General features: G+C 38.8%; 15 protein-coding genes. 3 read left to right on the top strand and 12 right to left on the bottom strand.

The annotated features are described in order from the left end of the window. Positions 1-53 precede the first annotated feature (53 nt). The 5 genes from ACINWC141_RS07935 to ahcY all read right to left on the bottom strand — a co-directional run bounded on the left by ACINWC141_RS07935 (position 54) and on the right by ahcY (position 8,584). Positions 54-2,324, bottom strand: a complete 2,271-nt coding sequence (locus tag ACINWC141_RS07935) for an NADP-dependent malic enzyme (RefSeq protein WP_009389996.1) — start codon at positions 2,322-2,324, stop codon at positions 54-56. Between the two features lie 238 nt (positions 2,325-2,562). Next, on the bottom strand, positions 2,563-5,415 hold the full coding sequence (locus ACINWC141_RS07930) for a putative bifunctional diguanylate cyclase/phosphodiesterase (protein WP_009389929.1): 2,853 nt from the start codon (positions 5,413-5,415) through the stop codon (positions 2,563-2,565). A gap of 134 nt (positions 5,416-5,549) precedes the next feature. Further along, entirely contained in the window at positions 5,550-6,272 is a 723-nt protein-coding gene (locus tag ACINWC141_RS07925; RefSeq protein WP_009390018.1) for a 16S rRNA (uracil(1498)-N(3))-methyltransferase, read from the bottom strand. Between the two features lie 18 nt (positions 6,273-6,290). Next, a complete protein-coding gene (gene metF / locus ACINWC141_RS07920; RefSeq protein ID WP_009389890.1) occupies positions 6,291-7,127 on the bottom strand; it encodes a methylenetetrahydrofolate reductase [NAD(P)H] in 837 nt (278 codons plus the stop codon). 74 nt (positions 7,128-7,201) lie between these two features. Continuing rightward, positions 7,202-8,584, bottom strand: a complete 1,383-nt coding sequence (ahcY, locus tag ACINWC141_RS07915; RefSeq protein WP_009390035.1) for an adenosylhomocysteinase — start codon at positions 8,582-8,584, stop codon at positions 7,202-7,204. Between the two features lie 222 nt (positions 8,585-8,806). Here ahcY and ACINWC141_RS07910 point away from each other — a divergent pair, with 222 nt between their 5' ends. Further along, positions 8,807-9,343 carry a cysteine peptidase family C39 domain-containing protein gene (locus ACINWC141_RS07910; protein ID WP_009389755.1) on the top strand — a complete coding sequence of 179 codons (537 nt, stop codon included), beginning with the start codon at positions 8,807-8,809 and terminating at the stop codon, positions 9,341-9,343. Positions 9,344-9,381: 38 nt separating this feature from the next. Here ACINWC141_RS07910 and ACINWC141_RS07905 read toward each other — a convergent pair whose 3' ends face one another. The 3 genes from ACINWC141_RS07905 to lipA form a co-directional block, all read right to left on the bottom strand. Continuing rightward, positions 9,382-9,765 (bottom strand): carboxymuconolactone decarboxylase family protein, encoded by a 384-nt coding sequence (locus ACINWC141_RS07905; RefSeq protein ID WP_009390040.1) that lies wholly within the window; start codon positions 9,763-9,765, stop codon positions 9,382-9,384. Positions 9,766-9,871: 106 nt separating this feature from the next. Then, on the bottom strand, positions 9,872-12,334 hold the full coding sequence (locus ACINWC141_RS07900; RefSeq protein WP_009389987.1) for an acyl-CoA dehydrogenase: 2,463 nt from the start codon (positions 12,332-12,334) through the stop codon (positions 9,872-9,874). 281 nt (positions 12,335-12,615) lie between these two features. Further along, positions 12,616-13,629 (bottom strand): lipoyl synthase, encoded by a 1,014-nt coding sequence (gene lipA / locus ACINWC141_RS07895; protein ID WP_009389772.1) that lies wholly within the window; start codon positions 13,627-13,629, stop codon positions 12,616-12,618. Between the two features lie 196 nt (positions 13,630-13,825). Between lipA and sthA the strand changes: the two genes are divergently transcribed. Next, positions 13,826-15,238 carry a Si-specific NAD(P)(+) transhydrogenase gene (gene sthA, locus ACINWC141_RS07890; protein ID WP_009389909.1) on the top strand — a complete coding sequence of 471 codons (1,413 nt, stop codon included), beginning with the start codon at positions 13,826-13,828 and terminating at the stop codon, positions 15,236-15,238. A gap of 243 nt (positions 15,239-15,481) precedes the next feature. Here sthA and ACINWC141_RS07880 read toward each other — a convergent pair whose 3' ends face one another. The 4 genes from ACINWC141_RS07880 to map all read right to left on the bottom strand — a co-directional run bounded on the left by ACINWC141_RS07880 (position 15,482) and on the right by map (position 20,778). Further along, positions 15,482-16,696: an MFS transporter gene (locus ACINWC141_RS07880; protein WP_009389877.1), complete on the bottom strand. Its 1,215-nt coding sequence runs from the start codon at positions 16,694-16,696 to the stop codon at positions 15,482-15,484. 171 nt (positions 16,697-16,867) lie between these two features. Next, complete coding sequence (locus ACINWC141_RS07875; RefSeq protein ID WP_009390028.1) at positions 16,868-18,214, bottom strand: MFS transporter; 1,347 nt, start codon at positions 18,212-18,214, stop codon at positions 16,868-16,870. Positions 18,215-18,627: 413 nt separating this feature from the next. Next, entirely contained in the window at positions 18,628-19,746 is a 1,119-nt protein-coding gene (locus tag ACINWC141_RS07870) for an OmpW/AlkL family protein (RefSeq protein WP_009389769.1), read from the bottom strand. Positions 19,747-19,953: 207 nt separating this feature from the next. Further along, a complete protein-coding gene (gene map, locus ACINWC141_RS07865; RefSeq protein WP_004790999.1) occupies positions 19,954-20,778 on the bottom strand; it encodes a type I methionyl aminopeptidase in 825 nt (274 codons plus the stop codon). A gap of 209 nt (positions 20,779-20,987) precedes the next feature. On the opposite strand from map, the gene rpsB reads away from it, so the two are divergent. Then, positions 20,988-21,740, top strand: a complete 753-nt coding sequence (rpsB, locus tag ACINWC141_RS07860) for a 30S ribosomal protein S2 (RefSeq protein ID WP_002118204.1) — start codon at positions 20,988-20,990, stop codon at positions 21,738-21,740. Positions 21,741-21,778 lie beyond the last annotated feature (38 nt).

The following is a 21,778-nucleotide window of genomic DNA, read 5'->3' as shown; positions in this document are numbered from 1 at the left end:
TAGAGGTTTTCTCAAGTCATTAGAGAGGCTTTTCGTAAAAAGCAGTTTCTAAATTACTTTTCTTGTTGTTGGATTTCAGCAACAGTTAAAGCAGTCATATTGATAAGACGACGAGTAGTTGCAGTCGGTGTCAAAATATGAACAGGTTTTGCTGCGCCAAGCAAAATTGGACCAATTGTTACATTGTTACCAGAAGTCGCTTTCAACAAGTTAAATGAAATATTTGCTGCATCTAGGTTTGGCATAATGAGCAAGTTTGCAGAACCTTTAAAACGTGAACCCGGGAATGCAAATTGACGAATGTTTTCATCTAATGCTGCATCACCATGCATTTCACCTTCAACTTCAAGCTCAGGAGCTTGCTCAGATAAAATACGATAAACTTCACGCATTTTTTGAGCACTTGAATCAGTTTGGTCGCTACCAAAACTTGAATGAGAAAGAAGTGCTACGCGTGGAGTAATACCAAAACGACGTACTTCTTCAGCTGCCAAAATAGTCATTTCAGCAAGTTGTTCAGCAGTCGGGTTCGTGTTTACGTAGGTATCTGCAATAAACAAGTTACGATCTTCAAGCATTAATGCATTTAATGTGAAGAAGTTGTTCATGCCTTCTTTAAGACCGATAACATTACGTACAAAGTCAAGGTGAATGTTATAGCTACTGTAAGTACCACATAACATACCGTCTGCTTTACCGAATTTAACTAGTAAAGATGCAATTAAAGTTGAACGGCGACGAGCTTCACGTTGAGCATATTCAACAGTAATGCCTTTACGTTGCATTGTTTGATAGTAGTCTTTCCAAAACTCTTCATACATTGGGTTTTGTTCTTGGTCTACGATCTCAATATTTACGCCGTGTTGTAAACGTAAGCCTAATTTTTTGATATTAGCTTCAATTACAGCAGTACGACCTACTAAAATTGGTTTAGCTAAGTCTTCATCAACAGCAATTTGTACTGCACGTAATACGCGCTCGTCTTCACCTTCCGCATATGCAATACGCTTTGGATCAGCTTTTGCTTGAGCAAAAATTGGCTTCATCAAGAATGCAGAGTTATAGACAAACTCAGACAATTTTTGACGATATACAGCGAAATCTTCGATAGGACGAGTTGCTACACCTGAGTCCATTGCAGCTTTAGCAACTGCTGGAGCAATTTCTAAAATTAAACGTTGATCAAGTGGGCGTGGAATTAAATAGTCACGACCAAATGAAGCAGATTTTTCACCATATGTTGCTGCATCAGCTTCAACATGAGCCATACGCGCAATTGCATGTACACATGCAATTTTCATGTCTTCATTAATTGTAGTTGCGCCAACGTCAAGTGCACCACGGAAAATGTATGGGAAACATAATGCATTGTTTACTTGGTTTGGATAGTCAGAACGACCAGTTGCCATAATGACGTCAGAGCGTACTTCATGAGCATGTTCAGGTAAAATTTCTGGATCTGGGTTCGCCAAAGCAAAAATAATAGGGTTCTCAGCCATCTGTTTCACCATTTCTTTGGTGAGAATACCAGCAGCAGAAAGACCCAAGAACATATCAGCGCCAGCCATTACTTCATGAAGCTGAGATGCTGTAATGTCTTGAACATAACGTTTTTTAGATTCGTCTAGGCCTTCACGTGAAGTTGTTAATAGACCACGAGAATCGGCAACAATAATATTTTCTTTTTTAGCACCAAGCGCACAAAGCAAGTCTAAACATGAAAGTGCTGCTGCACCTGCACCTGAAGCAACGATTTTGATTTCATCAATTTTTTTATTTACAAGTTGCAATGCATTGAGCAAAGCTGAACCTACAATAATACTTGTACCATGTTGATCGTCATGGAATACAGGAATTTTCATGCGTTCACGAAGTTTCTTTTCAATATAGAAACATTCTGGCGCTTTAATGTCTTCGAGGTTGATACCACCGAAAGTTGGCTCAAGAGAGGCAACAATATCCACGATTTTATCTGGATCGTTTTCTGCAATTTCGATGTCAAATACGTCAACACCAGCAAACTTCTTGAAAAGAACGCCTTTACCTTCCATTACAGGTTTAGAAGCCAATGGGCCAATATTACCTAAACCAAGAACAGCAGTACCGTTAGTTACTACAGCAACCAAGTTTCCGCGTGCTGTATATTTAGCAGCAGTTGATGGATCACGTTCAATCTCTAAACATGGCGCGGCAACTCCTGGTGAGTAGGCTAAAGCCAAATCTCGTTGGTTGACAAGTTGCTTACTTGGGGTGACGCTGATTTTCCCTGGGTTTGGATATTCATGGTAATTTAAAGCGGCCTGTTTTAAAGATTGATCGTCCATCTGAGTCTCTATTTGATACAAAAAAGCAAACTAGTCAAATCACTCATTCAGGGAGAAGGCAATTCAGTTATTTTACTATGCTTTAATTTTTACCAATTAAGAGAATAGTAGACGAATTGCCAATAGCCCTGTAGTGAGCTAAATGCTAAAGAATATAACACTACTTCTTTATTTCTCACAGTCAAAAACGCTCATTTTTGGAAAAAGCGGCATATGTGAAAATAGTCTGTGAGAACAATTAAAAAGTAGGCGGATTTGTTTGTAGATAAGGAATAATCTGCTCAGCCGGGATAGGTCGACTAAAGAAATAGCCTTGTAAAAAATCACATTGCTGTTTTTGTAAATAGGCAACTTGTTCCTCTGTTTCTACACCTTCAGCCACCAGTTTAAGCCCCATGCTTTTACCCATTGCAATCATGGCATTTACAATAGCTTCTTGTTTGTGATCACCGATTTTAGAAATGAAAGCCCGATCAATTTTTAATACATCAATTGGATATTCTGTCAGATACGCTAAAGAGGAATAACCTGTACCAAAGTCATCTAGAGCAATTGAGATATCCCGCTGTTTTATTGCATGTAATAGCGTTTTGACGTTATCAGTATTGTCCAAAAGAGCCGACTCAGTAATCTCAAGTTCTAGATCTGAACCTTGTATATTATATTTTTGCAAAACCTCATCTAGATCATTGAGTAATAAGCCACGATGTATTTGCTGGGCAACAATATTCACTGAAACTTGAATGTTTGTGTAGCCTTGGCTTTTCCATTCTTGGAGCTGTTTTCCAACTTTATCTAAAACGACTTTACCAATGTCCGAAATCAGGCTACTACGTTCAGCAAAAGGTATAAACATATTTGGCAGAACTAATCCCTTTTCGGGATGTTGCCAACGAATTAATGCTTCAAAACCTATCACTGAATGATCGAGTAGACTAATTTTTGGTTGGTAATAAACGACAAATTCATCATTTTGAATGGCTTTGCGTAACTCTTGTTCTAAATCAGCAGTTTTATATGGATGCTCTGCTTTATTGCAATAGTAAGAAATGGTATTGCCTCCTAAGCGTTTTGCTTCTGAAAGTGCTTGTTCTGCATGGTTGTTAAGATGATCAATTTGTCGGCCATGCTCAGGAAAGCATGCAACACCGATTGATGCCGTAATAAAATATTCGTGATTATCAATATAAAAAGGTGCGTTGAGCGCTTGTAAAATATTTTGGCAATATTGCTCAATATTTGGATGAATGGGAGAAATTTCATAAATAATTGCAAAATCGTCACTATTTAAATAGGCAACCAAAATTGCATTAATATTGATTAAGCGTAAACGCTGAGCAAACTGTTTAAGCAGTTCATCGCCACTATCATTATTTAAAAACTCATTAAAAGCACGGAAGCGGTCAATATTTACTCGTATTAGAGCTAAATTTTTAATGTTATATGAAGGGTTTACAAGATATTGATGTAATTGATTGTAATAGTAAAGACGATTAGGCAGGTGAGTGAGACTATCATAATTTTTTAAATAGGATAGATGCTGTTCCTGACGTTTTTGCTCAGTGAGGTCACGTGCAAATCCAATATAATTTGTGATTTGATGGAATTCATCTTTAACCACATTGATGTGTAACCACAAATATACGCTTTTGCCAGAACTAAACTTTTCATCAAATTGGCCCATATATTCTCCAGTTTCGAGGAGCTGTTGGGTAATTGAGGTATGAAATTGTTGTTGTAATTCTTTTTGATTCATCGCAATGCTAAATAATTTTTTATTTAATAGTTCTGATTTAGAGAATCCGGTTAATTTTTCGTAGTAAGGATTAATATCAATATAGTTTAGGTGCTCATCTAGAATAAATATACCTTCGGCCGCCTGTTCAAGCACAATTGCCGATAGCCTTAAGTGTTCTTGATCTTTTTTCTCTTGATGTATATCTCGGGTCATACCTACCATACGAAGTGCTTTTTGTGTTTTAGGATCTCTTGTAATGACCCGCCCTACATCCTGAATCCATCGCCATGAGCCATCTCGTCGTAATATCCTGAAATTGATATTAAAATGATCTGTAATTCCTTCTATATGTTGTTTTAAACGCTCTTCAAAAAGTTTTTTATCACTTGGATGTACGCGGTCTAAAATGCTATTGAGATGAATAACGGTCGTCTGTGTTTGCTTTTGTTGATCGAAAAACGTAATTTCTAATTTTTGATTTTCAATATCCCAGTCCCAAGGCCGAATACCAGCAGTTTCATGTGTAAAAGCTAAATTGTAATGATGGCTTTCCAATTGCTCATTCATTTTGGTGAGATCGTAAGTGCGCTCTCGTACTTTTTGTTCAAGCAAATGGTTATTAAATTGGAGCTGGGCTTCAATATCTTTTGATTTGTTCACTTCTTGTTGCAGCTGTACACATAACTCTTCAGCCCACTGAGTATGTTGATCTGAAATTTGAACGAGCTGTTTATTTTTAAATAATAGTTGAGAAATCTTTTTATAGTTACGTTGAGTTGCGTATGCGCAGAGTACAGTAGCGACAAAAGCTATATTGTAAGCGAAATAAAAAGGTAGTTGAGTAATGGGCGTATGTGTAAATTGAGCAATTAATAGGGGTAAGGTACTGGGAATGAATAAAAGATAGAAATATCGGGGTTGTTGCGTTAAAAAGGTCAGTCCAATGATATGAGCAGAAGTAATAAACAAAGCAATTAAAATATGAGCATCTGGTAGGGCAACCAATTCTGCCGGAAGATAAAAATGAATAACTGTAACGTTTATTCCAAGTAAAATTCCTGAAATAAAACAAATACTTTGTAAGATAAGGTCGGCTTTTTTAATAAAATCAATAGTACGGTAATTGGTTAAAATATTTGGAATAAACCATAAGCATATAAAAGATATTATAGTAAGGCCCATAGACCAACTAAATGTTGTTATTGATGATGAAAAATAATAGGAAAAAATAGCATATGAAATCAGGCAGAGTAATATTAAGCTAATCAAATACCAGCGTATATATTGAATTGAAAGTTTAAGCTGTTCAATTTTCGTTTGATGCTGTAGATATTCTTCCTGAAGCCCAGACATAAGATTTTTCTATCCTATTTTTTTACATATATACAGAAAGAATCTGATTTATCAGTGATAAAGAATTTGAAATTTTATTCATACAATAAAAGTAAATTAACTTTAAATAACGATTTAATCAATGTTCAATGAACTCAGGTGGATAAAAATCGATAATTTAAAATAGACAAGGCAACTACAGGCGCAGTTTCTGTACGTAAGACGCGGTCACCAATACACCAATTCATAAAACCAGCTTGATTGGCTTGAGTAATTTCATTTTCACTTAAACCGCCTTCTGGTCCAATCAAAAGGGCCAGTTCGGGTTGAATACCGGCTAATACATCTCTTTGTTCTTTTTCTGGTGCTAAAACAAATTTAGATTGAGGAAGTTCAGAAGAACTTATCCATTCACTTAGAGAAATGGGTGCTAAGACTTCTGGAACTAGGTTTAATCCACATTGTTCACATGCTGCAATTGCAACCGCTTGCCAGTGATCTAATTTTTTTTGATCTCGATCGTATTTTAAGCGCATTTCACAGCGGTCACTGGTAAGCAATTGAATTTGGCTTACACCCAGTTCAGTGGCTTTTTGAATGGCATAATCCATTCGGTCACCTTTACTCATGACCTGTCCCAGAACTGCTTTAAATGGGGCGTTACGATTTGCAGGGTTAAAATTCTCAATTGTGACAAAAGCATTTTTTTTATTAATTTCGGTCAATGTAGCCAGATATTCGCCGCCTTGACCATTAAAGAGAGTCGCTTGTTCTTGTAATTGTGCACGTAAAACACGCACCCAATGATGAAATACTGATTCAGTTAGTTGAATAGTTGAACCAACTGTAAGTTCAGTTTCGATAAAAAAACGGTTCATTGGGTACGCCTTACAAAATTAATTTAAACCAAGATCAACAACGAGTTGACGAGTTGGTTCGACTTGATTCATTGAATAGAAATGTAAGCTTGGTGCACCACCTGCAATGAGGCGCTCACATAGCTTCACAACAACTTCATGACCAAAAGCTTTAATACTCTCGCTGTCATCTCCATAGGCTTGTAATTGCTTACGAATCCAACGAGGAATTTCTGCCCCAGTACCATCAGCAAAGCGGATTAAGTTGCTGGCGTTGGTAATCGGCATAATGCCAGGAGCCACCGGAATATTAACTCCAGCTTTTTCTAAGCGCTCCATAAAATAAAAATATGAATCTGGATTAAAGAAGAATTGGGTAATTCCTGCATTAGCACCAGCTTGTACTTTTTCTATAAAACGTTGGATATCTGAATCAAGATTTTCAGCTTGAGGATGCATTTCTGGATAAGCTGCAACTTCAATATGGAAATGATCACCTGAATGCTCACGAATAAAACGTACTAAATCTTGAGCATAAGGAAGTTCGCCAAGGCCAACTTGACCAGAAGGTAAGTCACCGCGTAGAGCAACAATACGGTTAATACCTTGTGCTTTATAGAGGTCGAGTAGTTCAGCAATACGCGCTTTATCATCACCAATGCACGAAAGGTGAGGTGCAACTGGTGTACCTTTACCATTGAAATCGTCAATAGCAGCAAGCGTGCGTTCACGAGTAGAACCACCAGCACCATAAGTAATCGAGAAGAAATCTGGATTTAATAGTTGTAATTCTTGATGAACAATACGAAGTTTTTCAGCACCGGCATCAGTTTTTGGTGGGAAAAATTCAAAAGAAATGGGTATACGTTTAGTCATGTCAAATCCTTGTAAACAGCGAAACAATATTTTTAGAAAAAAGGGCAGTCGGTTCACCGTCTGCCCTTAAGTTCTTAGTATTTGTAAGCGTCAGACTTGAATGGTCCCTCAACAGCAACGCCTAAATAGCCGGCTTGCTCCTGAGTTAATTGGGTAAGTACACCACCGAAACCTGCAACCATTGCCGCAGCAACTTCTTCATCAAGTTTCTTAGGAAGAACTTCTACACGAATTTTTGCAGCTTTTTCATTTGCAGGAAGGTCAGCAAATTTCTCTTGGAATAAGTGAATTTGGCCTAATACTTGGTTAGCAAAAGAACCATCCATTACACGTGATGGGTGACCCGTTGCATTACCTAAGTTCACAAGGCGACCTTCAGAAAGAAGAATGAGGTAGTTATTTTCATCTTCTGAACGATAAACTTGGTGAACTTGTGGCTTAACTTCAACCCACTTGTAACCACGTAAATAAGCAGTATCGATTTCTGTGTCAAAGTGACCAATGTTACATACAACTGCGCCAGCTTTTAAACTGTCTAACATTGCAGCGTCACATACGTGGTAGTTACCAGTAGTCGTTACAACAAGGTCAGTGTTGCCAAGTAAATCTTGGTTAATATCTTCTTTTTTACCTGTTTGTACGCCGTTTTTGTATGGAGATACAACTTCATAGCCGTCCATACATGCTTGCATTGCACAAATAGGGTCAACTTCAGTTACACGAACGATCATGCCTTCTTGACGTAAAGATTGAGCAGAACCTTTACCTACGTCACCATAACCGATCACAAGCGCACGACGGCCAGACAAAAGCATGTCAGTTGCGCGTTTGATTGCATCATTTAATGAGTGACGGCAACCATATTTGTTGTCGTTTTTAGATTTAGTAACCGAGTCATTTACGTTGATTGCAGGTACTTTCAAAGAACCGTCTTTCCACATTTCGATAAGACGTTGAACACCTGTTGTAGTTTCTTCGGTAATACCGTGAATGCGTTCTAAAAGAGCTGGATATTTTTCATGAACAAGAGCAGTTAAGTCACCGCCATCATCCAAGATCATGTTGGCATCCCAAGGCTGACCATTTACATTAATTTGTTGTTCAAGGCACCATACATATTCTTCTTCAGTTTCGCCTTTCCAAGCAAAAACAGGAATACCGCGAGCAGCAATTGCAGCAGCAGCATGGTCTTGAGTCGAGAAAATGTTACATGAAGTCCAACGAACTTCCGCACCTAATTCAATAAGCGTTTCAATAAGAACCGCTGTTTGAATGGTCATATGGATACAACCAAGGATTTTTGCACCAGCAAGTGGTTTAGACGCCGCATAACGTTTACGTAAACCAATTAAAGCTGGCATTTCTGCTTCAGCAAGTTTGATTTCTTTACGACCGTAGTCAGCAAGTGAGATGTCAGCAACTTTGTAATCTGTAAATGAAGCATTAACCGCGTTCATCAGGATCTCCTAGGGAAAAAATAGTATGGATCGTTCTGTTCGCGGATGCCGTTGTTGGTTAAAACGAGTGTTTAACCGATTGTCGAGCCTGGCAAATTGATCTTTAGTGCCGATCATTTGTCGCAGCATCCCTCGACTAGCGCAACATTGTACTTGGAAAAGCTTTTAGTGCCAATCCAGTTTTGTTTATTATCTGCCTAATTATCTTTATAGATTCAAATTATGGCCTTAAATATTCCCGAATCTTTAGCAAACCTCGAAGCGAATAGCGGTATTTTTGCAGTTTGGATGGTACTTCGGCATCATGGGGTTCAAATTGATATTTCCGAGCTGATTCAAATTTGTCGATATGATGAAGACGGCACCTATACAATTGCCTTGGCTGTTGCTTTAAAGAAATTTGGGTTTGAAGTGTCATTTCACTCAGATGAAGACCCAAATATTAGTCCAAGCGAACGCATGAGTTATAAAGAAGCAAATGTATTGAAAATACCAACGGGCCCAGCGTTAAGCTATCAGGATATTCAAGCTGAGATTCAAAATGGGAAAATGATCATCGTCTATTACGATACTTTAGCAGGAGTGGGGAACCAGTCACTTGTATATTCTATAGATCAAAATGAAATCTGCTTTTTTGATAGTTTTGAACCGATGTCAGCGGCAGTCTTTGAAAAGCAGCGTCAACTGGAAGGCATTTGTCGTCAGGTTATCGTGATTGATGATCGTAATTTTCAAATGCATTCAATCAAATTAAATTAGATAAAAAAGAGCCAGTAGAGTGCTGGCTCATATTAAAGTTATTTTTGTTGATATTCTTGAATTACTTCTAAAGCAGCACGAAAAGCCTCTTGTGTAGCAGGCGCACCGCAATATGGCAGGCTATGCAATAACGTTTCCTGAATTTCTTCAACTGTACAACCATTGTTGAGCGCGCCACGAATATGGCCTTTAAGTTCAGTTGGTGACTTAAGTGCAGTTAACATTGCCAAAGTAATTAATGAACGATATTTGCGCGGTAATACACCTTCACGTTGCCAAGTTGAACCCCATGCATGTTCGTTAATCCAGTCTTGCAATGGCTGTGTAAACGGAACAGTGTTGTCTTGCGCACGTTTTACAAAAGCTTCTCCCATCACTTCGGTGCGAACTTTTAATCCATTTTCGTAATCTTGCTTAGACATTAATTTCTCCTAAAAATAAAAGCGTCGATTGACGCTTTTATAGCTGTTTATTAATTAATGCGAATCACAAGTGATTGCAATAGTGAATTAGTGGAGGCGTCAGTCACTAAATTTGATGAGGATTCGACAAAGGAAGATCTTTATCTAAATTTTCATCAAAAACATCTGTCAGCATGCTGTCGAATCGAATTGCGTTGTATTGCAATAATTGTTGAGCCTCGCTTTCAGAAATGAAACCTTCTTTTGTAGCGTGTGCAATATTCTCTTCAAAAGTAAGTCCGGTAAACTTGCCTTTAGATTCAGCTTTCTTAAACTTATCCCAAAGTGGTTCCAGAGTCCGTAAAATTTGGAATGCATGCTCTAAACGTCCAGTCACATCATCGGCTTTGGTAGAATAAAATACGTGATTTTTAAGCTGCTCTCTGAAAGGGTGCTCTTGCATCATGAGTTCAGCGACTTGCTGTTTTAACTCATCATCGGGTTTTGAAATCACACGACCAAAAGGGAAACAGATCCATTTTACAAATGCTGCGGGAAGTTTAGCTGGGAAGTTTTCAAATAAGCCCCAAAATGCTTCCTGAATATTCAAGAAAGCTTTTTGCAGAGCTAATTTAGCATGAAGTTGTTCAGCCTCAGTTTTTTGGCCAGCTTCATAAAACTTTAAAATCGCAGTAGAAATAAAAAGGTGTGCATGAATATCGGCCAAACGTCCTGACAACATTTCTTTGCGTTTTAAGTCTCCGGCAAGTAAGCCAAGCGCCATATCTGAAACCAAAGCAAAGTTGGCACTAAAACGGTTAATCGTCTTATAGTAACTGGCAGTAAATTGATCTACCGACTGAGGGGCATCACTTGAGCCACCTGTCCAACCATAAGCAAATGATTTTGCTCCGCGGTTAAAGGTATAGGCTAAATGTTTAAATAACAGATCATCGAATTTTTTGACAGAAGTGGTTTTATCTTCAGACTGAAGTAGTTGTAACTCTTCAAAAAGGTAAGGGTGACAACGCATTGAACCTTGACCAAAAATCATCAATGAACGAGTTAAAATATTTGCGCCTTCGACTGTAATTGCAATGGGAATAGCTTGATAGGTAAGTGCAAGGAAGTTGCGTGGTCCAAGTTGAATTGCACGTCCTCCGGCAATATCCATTCCATGATTGACCACTTTACGCATCGTTTCAGTTGCATAGTATTTTGCCATGGCGGTCATCACTGCGGGTGTTCCACCTTGATTTAGACCACACGTCACTAAATAACGGAATGCTTCAAGCATATAAGCATCACTTGCAATTTCACTGGTCGCTTCTTGGATACCTTCAAATTTACCAACAGAGATATTAAATTGCTGGCGAATTTTCGCAAAAGCTCCCACAGTTAAATAGCTCATTTCACCTGCGGCGGTTGCTAGGGCTGGAAGGGAAATACCACGGCCAACACCTAAACATTCCATGAGCATTCGCCAGCCTTTACCAGCATTTTCTTGTCCACCAATAATCCAGTCAATTGGAATGAAAACATCTTCTCCTTCTACTGTTCCATTCATAAATGGAGAACCTGGGAAATGACGCGCTCCTATTTTTACACCCGCATGACTAGCAGGAATTAAGGCACAAGTAATTCCGTATTCTGTTTTGTTTTTATCCCCGAGTAGGCCTTCAGGGTCATATAGTTTAAAAGCAAGACCTACGACTGTGGCAATTGGTGCAAGCGTAATCCAGCGTTTAGAGAAATTCATGCGTAGCCCAAGAACTTGAGCACCTTCATATTCACCATAACAAACAACGCCTGAATCTGGAATGGCACCAGCGTCTGAACCTGCTTCTGGACTGGTTAAACCAAAGCATGGAATTTCTTCACCTTTAGCAAGGCCCGGTAAATATTGCTGCTTTTGGGCATCAGTACCGTAATGCATGAGTAGCTCACCTGGTCCTAATGAGTTAGGAACCATACAACTCACAGCGGTGGTGAGTGAGCGTGAAGCAATTTTGCTCATAATTCGGCTTTGTGCGAATGAGCTAAATTCTTTACCGCCAAAGGATTTTGGAATAATAAGGCCTAAAAAACCTTTGTCTTTAATAAATTGCCAAACTTCAGGTGGAAGATCTTTTAAATGATGATGAATTTCCCACTCATTGAGCATGCTACAAAGTAGCTCAACTTCATTGTCGATAAAACTTTGTTCTTCTTCTGACAATTTTGGGTAGGGATACTTTTCAAATTGAGACCAGTCAGGTGCTCCCATAAATAATTCTTTTTCCCACCAACTTGTACCTGCTTCTAAAGCCTCTTGTTCTGTAGTACTAATGCTTGGCATTGAGTTTGCTAAAGTTTTATAGGCTGGCTTGGTAATCAAGTTAAATCGTAATGGCTCAACTAAAATAATGATGCTGAGCGCAATAATTGGAATACCTAAAAGCAAAGACCATGGTGTTAGCAAGAATGCTGAAAGTATGGCAACAATAATGGCCACACCGCTACCAAGAACTTTATTTAAGTTAAAAAAGAAAATTGCCCATACTGCAATAAGCTGAATAATAATACTTAATATAAAGAGTAGGAAAATCATACTTGCTCCTTACTAGCTAAGCCCTCAGGTGGATGACGTTACAAAAGCGAGGAGATATTTAAGGCTTAACTAGCTATTTTGATGCTGTTTAAATTTGAGTTTTTATGTCGCAAATATTGATGTATATGCTAGAGCAGGGATATATCGTACTTTTAGGTATAAGATATTTTTCAGTGAAAGTGTAATGGGTTGTTTTATCGATTTGTCAAGAAATGTTATTGATTTTCTTATACAAATAAAAAAGCCCTCTGTATTAGAGGGCTTTCATAGATATTTAACTTTTAAGCTTCGATGGTTTGAACAGCGATTTTTTTAGCTGTATCTACTTTACGACGAACTTCTGGTACTGGTTCACCATGGTATTGACGATCAGCAAAGTAGCTTGAACGAACCATTGGTGCAGACCAAATATTTCTAAAGCCAAGTTTGCGGCCATGCTCTGCATAACGTTCAAACTCTTCTGGCGTTACAAAGCGGTCAATTGGCGCATGCTGTTTAGAAGGCTGTAAATATTGGCCAATCGTTACATAGTCCACATCGTGAGCGCGTAAGTCATCAAGTAATGCAATGACTTCTTCTTCAGTTTCACCAATACCGACCATCAAACCACATTTTGTTGGGATATCTGGGCAGTATTCTTTAAACATTTTTAATAAGTTTAAAGAGTGTTGATAGTCTGAACCTGGACGCATTGCTTTATATAAGCGAGGCACAGTCTCAATGTTATGGTTAAATACGTCTGGCGGACATTCGGTCATAATGCGTAAAGCAATATCCATACGTCCACGGAAGTCAGGTACTAAAATCTCAAGCAGTGTCGTCGGGCTAAGTGCACGAGCTTCTTTAATACAGTCCACAAAGTGTTGTGCACCGCCGTCAAGTAAGTCATCACGGTCAACCGAAGTAATTACTGCATACTTGAGTTTGAGATTAGAAATGGTTTCTGCCATGTGACGAGGTTCATCAGCATCGAGGGCATTTGGACGACCATGTGCAACATCACAGAAAGGACAACGGCGTGTACAAATATCGCCCATAATCATGAATGTTGCCGTACCGCCACCAAAACATTCTGGCAGGTTAGGGCAAGCAGCTTCTTCACAAACGGTATGGAGTTTTTGAGCACGTAAAGTCGTTTTAATACGCTGAACTTCTTCTGGTGCCGTCATCTTGACACGAATCCAGTCAGGTTTACGCGGCACTTCAACCGTAGGTACAACTTTTACAGGAATTCTTGCGACTTTTTCTGCGCCACGAAGTTTTACACCCTGTTCTGGTTTACGGTGTTCTGACATATGTAACTTTTCCACTCGTTTATAGAGACATTGACATTGTATTATAGCGAAGTTCTTCAGTTAATAGCGGAAAATAACTATTCATATAATAAATGTGGTTATTCAGAAATATAGGGTTGAGAAATACATAAATTCACCGCATATTAGTCATAATCTATTATAAAATATGGTCATTCAAGAGAGGAAGGAGCTTTCAATGCCACGTAAAAAAGAGGTCGTTAGTGGGAATTTCGTTAAATACGATGCGGTAGTTCTCGGTTCTGGACCTGCAGGTGAAGGCGCGGCAATGAAGCTTGCAAAAGCGGGTAAGCGTGTTGCAATTGTAGATGTGCGTGATCAACTGGGTGGTAACTGTGCACACGTAGGTACCATTCCAAGTAAAGCATTACGTCAAACAGTTTCTAGTATTATTCGCTATCAACGTGATCCAATGTTTCAAAAAGTAGGTGAGTGGAAACAGTTCACCATGAAACAGGTTCTACGTAATGCCCATAAAGTGATTCAACAACAGGTTGATACACATACACGTTTTTATGACCGCAACAAGATTGGTGTCTTCCACGGTCGTGCATATATTCAAGATAAAAATACAGTTTTAGTTTTTAGCCATGAAGGCATTAAAGAAACCATTATTTGTAAGCAAATCGTGATTGCAACAGGTAGTCGTCCTTATCATCCACAAGGTCTCGACTTCGATCATCCTCGTGTGTTTGATTCAGACAAGATTCTTGATCTTGATTACTCAATTCAAAAGATCATCATTTATGGTGCAGGCGTTATTGGCTGTGAATATGCCTCAATCTTTATTGGTTTAGATCATAAAGTTGACTTGATCAATACCCAGCAAAAACTATTAAGTTATTTAGATGATGAAATTGCTGATGCTTTGTCTTATCACTTACGTGAACAGGGTGTATTGATTCGCCACAATGAACAAATGGATCATCTTGAAACGTTTGATGACCATGTGGTTCTACATTTACAAAGTGGTAAAAAGATTAAAGCCGATGCCATTCTTTGGTGTAACGGCCGTTCAGGAAATACAGAAGGTTTAGGTCTTGAGAACGTTGGACTAGTTCCAAACAGCCGTGGTCAACTTTCTGTAAACGATCAATATCAGACTGAAGTTGAAAACATCTATGCTGCTGGTGACGTGATCGGCTGGCCATCACTAGCTTCGGCTGCTTATGACCAAGGGCGCTGTGCTGGTGCTAACATGAGTGGTGAAGATGCGAAACCAGTACGAGACATTCCAACTGGTATCTATACCATTCCGGAAATCTCATCAATTGGTAAAAATGAACAGGAATTAACGGAAGAAAAAATTCCGTATGAAGTGGGTCAAGCTTCTTTCCGTCATTTAGCTCGTGCACAAATTACGGGTGATACAGTTGGTGAATTAAAGATTCTTTTCCACCGCGACACTATGGAAATTTTAGGTATTCACTGTTTTGGTAATAACGCTGCCGAAATTATCCACATCGGGCAGGCAGTTATGCACAGCCCAAATAATACCTTGAAATATTTTGTTGAAACGACATTTAACTATCCAACCATGGCTGAAGCATATCGCGTAGCTGCGCTTAATGGTATGAATCGCTTGTTTTGATTTTAAATAAGTTTTTAATAAAAAAGCCCGCAAATTTGCGGGCTTTTTTATTTTCATTAGACCATAGGTTTTTTATATTTTTATGACAATCCAGACTATGATTTCAGCTTTTCATCATACTAATGTGGACAAAACGCTTGGTTAAAATATTCAAATAAATCTGGTGTTTGTTTCCATAAAGCGATAGAAAAAACCAGAAGAGCTACGATGAGGAAAGTCATAATTGTTTTCAAAAGTAAGGCATTATGCATCATGAATAACAGCCTCCTCATTTACAAAGAAATGTACAATAACACCTAGTATACTTAAGGCTATAGAACAGAGCCAAATCGCATCGTAATTACCTGTTAAATCATGGTTAACACCGCCAAGCCATCCACCAAAGAAAGAACCGACTTGATGGGTGAAAAACACAATACCACTTAGCATTGATAGGTACTTTACCCCAAACATATTTGCCACAATGCCGTTTGTAAGGGGAACTGTAGAGAGCCATAAAAGCCCCATAATGACTCCAAAAGTATATACAGTATAAGCGCTTAAAGGTAATAACAAAAAGGCAATGATCGCGATACCACGGCTACCATAAAGTGCCATTAATAATTTAGGTTTTGAGAAACGATCTCCTAACCAACCTGCACCGTAAGTCCCCACAATATTAAATAATCCGACTAAAGCAAGAAATACAGTACCCGTAGCTGCGTCAAAGCCGTGATCAATTAAATAGCCGGGTAAATGGACACCTAAGAACACAACTTGGAATCCACATACTAAAAAGCCTAAAGCTAACCACCAAAAGGGTTTATGTTTTCTGGCAATGTTAAGTACTTGCTTAAATGTGAGTTGAGGCTCAGCAATTGTTTTTGGTGTTTGAGTGCTAGGGCCTTTTAACATCCACGCTAGGGGAATGATGAGGGCAATTAATAGCGCACTGACTATTAGAGCTGCCGACCATCCGACATTTTTGAGTAAGAGCAGGGTAGATGGCAACATAATAAATTGACCGAAAGAACCTGCTGCACTTGCAATCCCCATTGCCATACTTCTTTTTTCTGGAGGGGCGGCTCGACCTACTGCACTCAGTAAAACTGTAAAGGAGGTTACTGATAAAGCTAGACCAATAATAAGACCTAGGCTTAAATTTAAGATTAAAATGCTTGAGCTAAAGGCCATTAAGAGTAGGCCAAGGGAGTAAAGTAATCCGCCAGCAGCAACCACAATTTTACTGCCATATTTATCTGCAATTGCGCCGGTAAAAGGTTGAACTGCACCCCAGATCAGATTCTGCATGGCGATTGCAAGACTAAAAACATGTTGGCCCCAGCCAAACTCATGGCTCATTGGCACAAGATAGAGACCGAAACCATGCCTAACGCCTAAAGAAAGTGCCAAAATAAGAGCACTTCCAATCAACATATAGATGAGGGGCTGAGAAAATTGATTGGCAGTTTTAGTCATGACTCATGGAAAATTATAATAATGTGAGCATTTATTGTAGAAGATATATCGAGTAATATCGATATATGGGGGAAGAATATTTAAGAAGAATTAAAAAGTTCGTAAGGATCGTGTTTTATGATCAGAAAATTAAAGAAGCAGAAATCATTTTGATCTCTGCTTCTTATAAAATTAAGCTGCGGAATTACGTTCGAGTAATGCTTGTTCAAAAAGAACTTGTTCTTTTTCTTTATGTTCGGTTGTGAAGCGAATCAAAATTACGCTACAGCCTGCGACCATAACCAGCCCCCCTAAAATAAATAGGCAAGTTTGAACATCAAGTAAACCTTTAAGTAAAAAACCAGCTGCGACGGCACCCACATTGCCACCTGCACCAATAATACCTGCGACACCACCTAATGCATTACGATCGATAAATGGTACGAGTGCGTAAGTTGCACCACATGCCATATGAGTAAATAGTGCAAAAATAGTCATCGAAATAATTGCGAGCGCAACAGCATTCATTTGTGAGAAGAGTATTAAGAATAAACCTTCACCCAAAATCATAAGTACAAGTACTTTGGTACGACCATCTAAACCTTTTTTAAGTGCCACTTTGTCGGAAATGATGCCACCCAGTGCGCGAGCAAATAATGCCAGTAGACCAAAGATTCCAGCAGTTAAACCAGCGGTTTTTAAATCCATTTTGAACTGATCAACATAGTACATTGCTGCAACGTTATGGATAAAAATCTCAATACCGAAACTTGCCCCATACGCCAAAAATAAAATCCAGACACGATAGTTACGAGCGGCTTGCATTAAAATTGCCGTACCACCTTTTTTACCACTGCCGACTTCAATACCTTGTGCACGAACTTCTTTAAAGTTTCCTTGAGGACAGTCTTGAGTTAATTTCCAGTAAAGAATGCCAACAATAACCATCATTACGCCAGGTACAATTAATGCCACGCGCCATCCCATGGTCTGCTCAACACCAAACATCACAATCGCACCCAGTAATAAAGGCATCAAAGCTTGCGTTGCACCACCGCCAGCATTTCCCCAACCAGCTGCTGCTGCATTTGCTGTCCCAACTATGTTCGGGGCAAACATCACACTTGTGTGATATTGGGTAATGACGAAGCTTGCACCAATAGCACCAATAAGTAAGCGAAAGAATAGAAAAGATTCATAACTATTGGCAGCAGCTACACCGAACACTGGAATGCTACCGACCAATAGGAGGGTTGTGTACGTAATACGTGGGCCATATTTGTCACAAAGTGGTCCGACAATAAGCCGTACTAAAATCGTAATTGCAACAGCAGCAATATTAATATTGGCAATTTGATCTTTTGTTAAGCCAAACTCACCTTTAATAACGGGCATTAATGGTGCACATGCAAACCATGCGAAGAAACAGACAAAGAAAGCGAGCCATGTCATGTGGAAAGCACGCATTGCTGGAGTTGAAAAACTGAATAATTTAATCTCAGTTGCTTTTTTTGCATCTAGATTGATATTTGAAGACATACGCCGTCCCCCTGAACTGAACGAAATTTTAATTTGCATGGCAATTTATTGCCTATCTGCAGACCGATCAGAGCGGACATCGTTGGCCGTCTTGGTGTATTCATTGAATCATCATTGATTCATCATGCAATGAATAAAGCAAAGGGCGTGCCAAAAAATAAATTTTACTAAAAAGGAAAAATTACTTTCTAATTTTATTAAGTTAGTTTGTGAAGATAAAAATAATTAAAAAGATCACTAAGACGAGTGAGCAGTAATAAGGATAAAGGAAACTTGGTTTATCTGTAGTTTTTATTAAATATGCTCGTTTTTTTAGCATTTTGATTTAAAAAGAAGCAATTTTTAGAGGGAAGAAATTGAAAGAAAGCTATAAAAACGTGCATCAGTTTTTATAGCTTTATATGGCACAGAAGTTAGAAGCGGTAACCGACCCCAACATATGTAATTAATGGATCAATATCAATTTTGGTATTCGCTTTGATGAGCTCTTTACCTGTATTTTGGTCAGTCACATAGATTTTTGCTTCACTATTCATTTTTGAATAAGAAACTGAACCAACAGCAAACCAGTTCGGTTTAAAATCATAAGTTGCCCCTACAGTAACGATAGGTGCAAAAGTATCGGTCGCTTCTAATTTTACGATAGGATTTGCTGAGGATGTTTTGCGATCTAATGCTGCACCTGCTTTATTATCGTGGATATTCTGGATCATGTGACCTGCTTGAATTAAATCAGCTTCAATACCGGAATTCATTTTTAAATCATTAAAGTATGCATACATCACCCCAGCTCCGATATAAGGACGGAACTTATTTACACCTGTTTTACCAAATTGATAATGTAGCTCAACGGCTGGTAACCATGCACGTGCGGTCGCAGCCTTACCCCCTTGAGCAAGATCAGTAATATGAAGGTCTTGTTTTAAAGGAATATCTCCACCAGCCTTGGCAAGTCCATCTCCTATGATTCCCCCAATCACAGATCCATCTTTTAATGGAGTCGCTTTTCCAGAAAGAGGAGCATAAATATTACCTTTTCCATTAATATCTACTTTAGGGGGAATACCACCTTTAACTTCTAAAGATAAATTGTCCGTAAAGTTGTAGTTAAACATAAGACCAGCAGTATCAGCATCAGCAGCTTCTAAGCCAGAACCTTGTTGTTCCCATTGAGAAAGACCATTAATTTCTGCTGTACCTGCAAGTGATGAAGGAAGGGTGTCTGTAAACTTATCAAGAAGGCTTATAGTGCCATACCAGAATTTTCCTGAATCTTTACTTTGGTCTATTGCATCTAAAACGGCTTTTGTAGATACATCTCCAACTTTAGATGTTGTACCTTCTGCAACACTAGTATTGATATTAACAGGGTTTCCTGAGCCTTGTGGCATGGCATGGAGCCAACCAGCAGAGACTGAAAAACGTTTGAAGCCATCACCATCCTTTAAACTAAAATATGGAGAAGCAGCGTTAGTGATTGTTGGCAGGGCAAAAAAGGCAGCTGTCATACAAAATAATGACTTTTTCATCATAAAAGGACTCCATGTCCGAACATTTGTTTACTGATTTTTATTGAGCCAACCATACCGCGTTTTATTAAAATGATTGTGTATTAAAAATTAATAATTGTAATTTTTTTGAAATATTTGTTTATATTTGGAAAGATTTCTTAATGAAAAGTACATAATAAATAATAAAAGGCTACAAAAAGCAGCCTTTTATTTAAGTTTGTTAAACTATTAGTTGAAGCGAGATAAGTCTTCTTCAGGTCGTGCAGTTAAAACTTCGATACCCGTTTGAGTGACTAAAATAGTATGTTCATATTGAGCTGAAAGTTTATGGTCCTTCGTTACAACAGTCCATTTGTCGCCTAATAATTTAGTTTGCCAGACGCCCGCATTTACCATAGGTTCAATGGTAAAAGTCATACCTGCTTCCAGACGCATACCTGTACCAGCTTGACCATAATGTAATACTTGAGGCTCATCATGGAAAACAGTTCCAATACCGTGACCACAATATTCACGGACTACACTAAAACGCTCTGATTCAACATATTTTTGGATTGCATGGCCAATATCACCTAAATATGAACCATCTTTAACAGTTGCCATTCCTCGATACATCGCTTCTTGGGCAACCTTACAAAGACGGTTAGCTAAAATAGAAGTTTCTCCGCCAACGATATACATCATGTTTGTATCACCGTGATAACCATCTTTAATCACAGTCACATCAATATTTAAAATATCGCCGTTTTTTAAAGTTTTATTTTCAGAAGGAATACCATGGCAGACAACATGGTTAACCGAAGTACAAATAGAGTGCTGAAAAGCAGGGCGTCCAGGAGCACCACCATAGCCGACACAGGCAGGAATAGCATGCTGTACATTTTCAATGTGATTACGGCAAATGGTATCAAGTTCAAGTGTACTTACACCTGCCTTAATATAGGGCTTGATCATCTCTAGAACTTCAGCCGCCAGTCGTCCTGCAATGCGCATTTTTTCAATTTCATCTGGAGTTTTGATTAATCGACGTGGAGCTGTATAAGTACTGTTCATGATCTCTAAAAACTTTTGGTAATTTACAAGTGTCTATGGTATAAATAGCCGCCCATTTTATCAAATGCTTTTCGTGAATATATTTTACGAACAATTTTGATAGATGGAGTAAAAAATCCGCACATATATCGTCACATTACTCTGGGTGCCTGTAAAAGGGTGGAGAATGCGGATATATGGAGGCCTAACCCAACTTTAAGGTAAAGAAAATGGCAGATTACAACGTAAGCATGCGTGACCTTCTTCAAGCAGGCGCGCACTTTGGTCACCAAACTCGTTTCTGGAACCCAAAAATGCGTCAATACATTTTTGGCGCGCGTAACAAAATTCACATCATCAACCTTGAGCACACTGTTCCTGCGTTAAATGATGCTTTGAACTTCGCTAACCAATTAGCAAGCAAAAAGAATAAAGTTTTGTTCGTTGGTACAAAACGTGCTGCTTCTAACATCATCCGTGAACAAGCTCAACGCGCTGGTCAACCATATGTAGATCACCGCTGGTTAGGTGGTATGTTGACGAACTGGAAAACACTTCGCCAATCTATCAACCGTTTAAAAGATCTTCAAACTCAATCTCAAGATGGTACTTTTGCTAAGCTTACTAAACGTGAAGCTTTAGAACGTGCTCGTGAGATGGAAAAACTTGAGCGCTCTTTAGGCGGTGTTAAAAACATGGGTGGTTTACCTGACGCATTATTTGTAATCGACGTTGATCACGAAGCGATTGCAATCAAAGAGGCGAAGAACTTAGGTATTCCTGTTATCGGTATCGTTGATACAAACTCTAACCCAGACAACGTTGATTACGTTATTCCGGGTAACGACGATGCGATCCGTGCAGTAACTCTATATGCTTCAGCTATGGCTGATGCAATTCTTGCTGGTAAAGAATACGCTCAATCTCAAGCGAACGCTCAAGCAAAAGGCGACGACGCTGCGAAAGACGCTTCTGAGGCTTAATGCGTTTTGACGCAGGCTTGTCATTTTTGCGACATGTA

Origin of the sequence: Acinetobacter sp. WC-141, assembly GCF_000313935.1 — a bacterium.
Taxonomy (GTDB): domain Bacteria; phylum Pseudomonadota; class Gammaproteobacteria; order Pseudomonadales; family Moraxellaceae; genus Acinetobacter.
The sequence above is the reverse complement of the archived record's forward strand: the minus strand, read 5'-3'. Positions and strand labels throughout refer to the sequence as shown.

Bases quoted from the DNA above. Each gene is read 5' to 3' on its own strand.
- metF (WP_009389890.1), bottom strand. From the start codon at position 7,127: ATGACTAAACGTATACCCATTTCTTTTGAATTTTTCCCACCAAAAACT.
- map (WP_004790999.1), bottom strand. From the start codon at position 20,778: ATGAACAGTACTTATACAGCTCCACGTCGATTAATCAAAACTCCAGAT.
- ACINWC141_RS07930 (WP_009389929.1), bottom strand. From the start codon at position 5,415: ATGTCTGGGCTTCAGGAAGAATATCTACAGCATCAAACGAAAATTGAA.
- rpsB (WP_002118204.1), top strand. From the start codon at position 20,988: ATGGCAGATTACAACGTAAGCATGCGTGACCTTCTTCAAGCAGGCGCG.
- ACINWC141_RS07875 (WP_009390028.1), bottom strand. From the start codon at position 18,214: ATGTCTTCAAATATCAATCTAGATGCAAAAAAAGCAACTGAGATTAAA.
- ACINWC141_RS07880 (WP_009389877.1), bottom strand. From the start codon at position 16,696: ATGACTAAAACTGCCAATCAATTTTCTCAGCCCCTCATCTATATGTTG.
- ACINWC141_RS07870 (WP_009389769.1), bottom strand. From the start codon at position 19,746: ATGATGAAAAAGTCATTATTTTGTATGACAGCTGCCTTTTTTGCCCTG.
- ahcY (WP_009390035.1), bottom strand. From the start codon at position 8,584: ATGAACGCGGTTAATGCTTCATTTACAGATTACAAAGTTGCTGACATC.
- sthA (WP_009389909.1), top strand. From the start codon at position 13,826: ATGCCACGTAAAAAAGAGGTCGTTAGTGGGAATTTCGTTAAATACGAT.
- ACINWC141_RS07925 (WP_009390018.1), bottom strand. From the start codon at position 6,272: ATGAACCGTTTTTTTATCGAAACTGAACTTACAGTTGGTTCAACTATT.
- lipA (WP_009389772.1), bottom strand. From the start codon at position 13,629: ATGTCAGAACACCGTAAACCAGAACAGGGTGTAAAACTTCGTGGCGCA.
- ACINWC141_RS07910 (WP_009389755.1), top strand. From the start codon at position 8,807: ATGGCCTTAAATATTCCCGAATCTTTAGCAAACCTCGAAGCGAATAGC.
- ACINWC141_RS07900 (WP_009389987.1), bottom strand. From the start codon at position 12,334: ATGATTTTCCTACTCTTTATATTAAGTATTATTATTCAGCTTATTGCA.
- ACINWC141_RS07905 (WP_009390040.1), bottom strand. From the start codon at position 9,765: ATGTCTAAGCAAGATTACGAAAATGGATTAAAAGTTCGCACCGAAGTG.
- ACINWC141_RS07935 (WP_009389996.1), bottom strand. From the start codon at position 2,324: ATGGACGATCAATCTTTAAAACAGGCCGCTTTAAATTACCATGAATAT.